This is a genomic window from Bacillus sp. LQ01, from assembly GCF_057624735.1.
Genome location: NZ_JBYEZL010000019.1, coordinates 1 through 2,500 on the forward strand (window position 1 = coordinate 1; position 2,500 = coordinate 2,500).

Annotated in this window: 2 protein-coding genes and 1 rRNA gene; 2 read left to right on the plus strand and 1 reads right to left on the minus strand. The window is 32.7% G+C overall.

Translation table 11 applies throughout. The features are described 5' to 3' along the window. Positions 1 to 7 precede the first annotated feature (7 nt). Positions 8 to 123 (plus strand): 5S ribosomal RNA (rrf, locus tag AC22L0_RS29160). Between the two features lie 253 nt (positions 124 to 376). Then, positions 377 to 1,297 (plus strand): DMT family transporter, encoded by a 921-nt coding sequence (locus tag AC22L0_RS29165; protein ID WP_000658284.1) that lies wholly within the window; start codon positions 377 to 379, stop codon positions 1,295 to 1,297. An 86-nt stretch (positions 1,298 to 1,383) separates the two neighbouring features. Here the strand turns inward: AC22L0_RS29165 and AC22L0_RS29170 are convergent, their stop codons facing one another. After that, on the minus strand, positions 1,384 to 2,175 hold the full coding sequence (locus tag AC22L0_RS29170) for a sulfotransferase family 2 domain-containing protein (RefSeq protein WP_000483015.1): 792 nt from the start codon (positions 2,173 to 2,175) through the stop codon (positions 1,384 to 1,386). Positions 2,176 to 2,500: the final 325 nt, after the last annotated feature.

Here is a 2,500-nt window from a genome sequence, read left to right on the forward strand (position 1 = left end):
TTCATAGTTTGGTGATGATGGCAGAGAGGTCACACCCGTTCCCATACCGAACACGGAAGTTAAGCTCTCTAGCGCCGATGGTAGTTGGGACCTTGTCCCTGTGAGAGTAGGACGTCGCCAAGCAAAAACCTAAGTCGTTTCGACTTAGGTTTTTTTGTGTTTATTTTTATTATTTTAAATTTAAAGGTAAGAATTACCTTTATAAGAATATAGTCCAGATGTAACAAGAATGTTTGTGATCTTATATAAAAAGGTTATATGAAAAGTAGCAATCTAGCTCTTTTAACATAACCTTTTGTGTTTTTAAAGGATTTTACATTAGAAAAAATCTATAATTAAGGTAGTTAACATATATTTTTGATGGGTGTGGGGGATTATGAAAGAAATATGCATGTTATTAGTGGCTGTTATATTATGGGGCACAGCCATTGCGCCAACAAAATGGGCGTTAGAATCTATTCAGCCGTTTACTTTGTTGTTTATTCGTCTTTTCTTTGCAGGTGGAATTTGTATGCTATTCTCATTTAAGCAACTACAAAAATCAGTTGTACATAAAAAAGTTCCATGGAAAAGAATGAGTTTGTTAGCTTTTACCGGTGTAGCTGGTTATTTTATGTTTACATCCTACGGTATTTCTTTAACCAGTGGATTACATGTGAGTATTATAGATGCTGCATTACCATTAGTTACAATTCTTTTTTCAGCACTCTTTTTGAAAGAGAAAATTCGATTGAATTATTGGATAGGAATTATATTGGGTGCTATAGGAGTACTCTTTATTACGATTCCATCTAAAAGTGCTAATCAAGAAGTGTCTTTAATAGGAGATATACTGATATTATTAAGTACTTTTCTATTTGCTTTCTACACAGTTTTGCTAAAACGGCCAAAACAAGAACAGTATTTATCAAACGAGGTTTTTACAACATTAACTTTAATTATTGGAGCTGTTATTCTCTTACCGTTTGCACTGGTAGAAATTTTTTATTACGGTCTCCCAAAGGTTGAAACTTGGAAAACGGGACTTAGTGTAATATACCTTGTTATTGGAGCAACAATTTTAGCATATTGGTTTTGGAATAAAGCGCTAGAGAGAGTTTCAGCATCAGTAAGCGGATTATATTTAAATGCATTACCATTAATAAGTATTGTTACTTCAATTATTCTATTAAATGAATCTCTGACATGGAGAGTAATAATGGGAGCGAGTTTAGTTTTAATCGGAGTAGGATGGGCGGATAAGCAAAAGTTATGTAATCTATTAAAAGGTAACAAGGTGGAGAATAGAGACTGTTAAACAGTATGATTTATATAATTGAAATGTTAAAAAGATACCTTATATATGAGGTATCTTTTTTATTTAGCAAAGATAATAGACTAAAGTTAGTATGGATATTCTTTGCTGTATTTATATGTGTCGAAATCATTTTGAAATATTGTTTGGACAAGTTGTATACATTCAGTATCATAAAAGCTTTCAAAAGTTGGATGACGTGGAAATAAAGGATCAGTAATATCGCCTTCGCTAAAATCCCCTTTATAAATCATGGCGGGAGTTTGATGATGCCATGATGTTGAGAACTCATTTATTGGTGCGGTTTTTAATTCGAAACGCTTTTCTAATTCTTTCATTTCCTGATCGAAGTTTTCTAAGTATATATAATTGGTCACATATTCTTCTTCACCAGCTATATATTGTTGTGTGAAATGTGGGTTAATATCACTTGCGTGAGCTCCTTTCATAAATAGATAGTATAGAAATTGTTTAAATGAGATCCCTTTGGAGGAATTTTCATCTTGATATAAAAACTTTCGGATGGGTTTCCATTCGGGATGTTCCATATAAGGAGGTCCAATTAAGGATACGAAAGAACTGACTGCTCTCCTATAAGGGTTACGAACAAGTTTAAAAGTTTCTTTTTGTTTTTCTCGTAGAGCTATTCCTAGTCGTACACTATAGGCAGGTGTACTTTTGTATATATCATATTCATAATTATGAATGAAAGGACTATAACTTAGAGCGGTTTGTAATAAATCAATCTGGTAAAAGAACCACTTAGCAAGAGAAGTACAACCGCTTTTTTGACTCCAAAATAGAATGATTGGAAACTTCCTATGATAGTGTGGGCTTCTTGAATGGGAGCTTATGATGTGTAATAAAGAAGGATTGAACAAGTTCTACACTCCTTTCAGTTATCTTATTGATATGTATGAGAAATAAAAGGGGGGTATGAGAGTCTTTTTCATCTTTTTAAAAAAAATGAAAGATTAATATTGACTATTATTATATAGAGGTGTAATATAGGACAAGTCGCTGATGACAATAACATCGCAAGTGACAAACGAAATGAAAAACTTAGTTGACATTTAAAGATGAAAATGTTAACATAAGGAAGTCGCAAATGAGCGACCAAGTAGTTCTTTGAAAACTGAACGAAACAAACAACGTGAAACGTCAATTTTTATTTTAGATGCTAGACAAACTAACTTTATTGGAGAG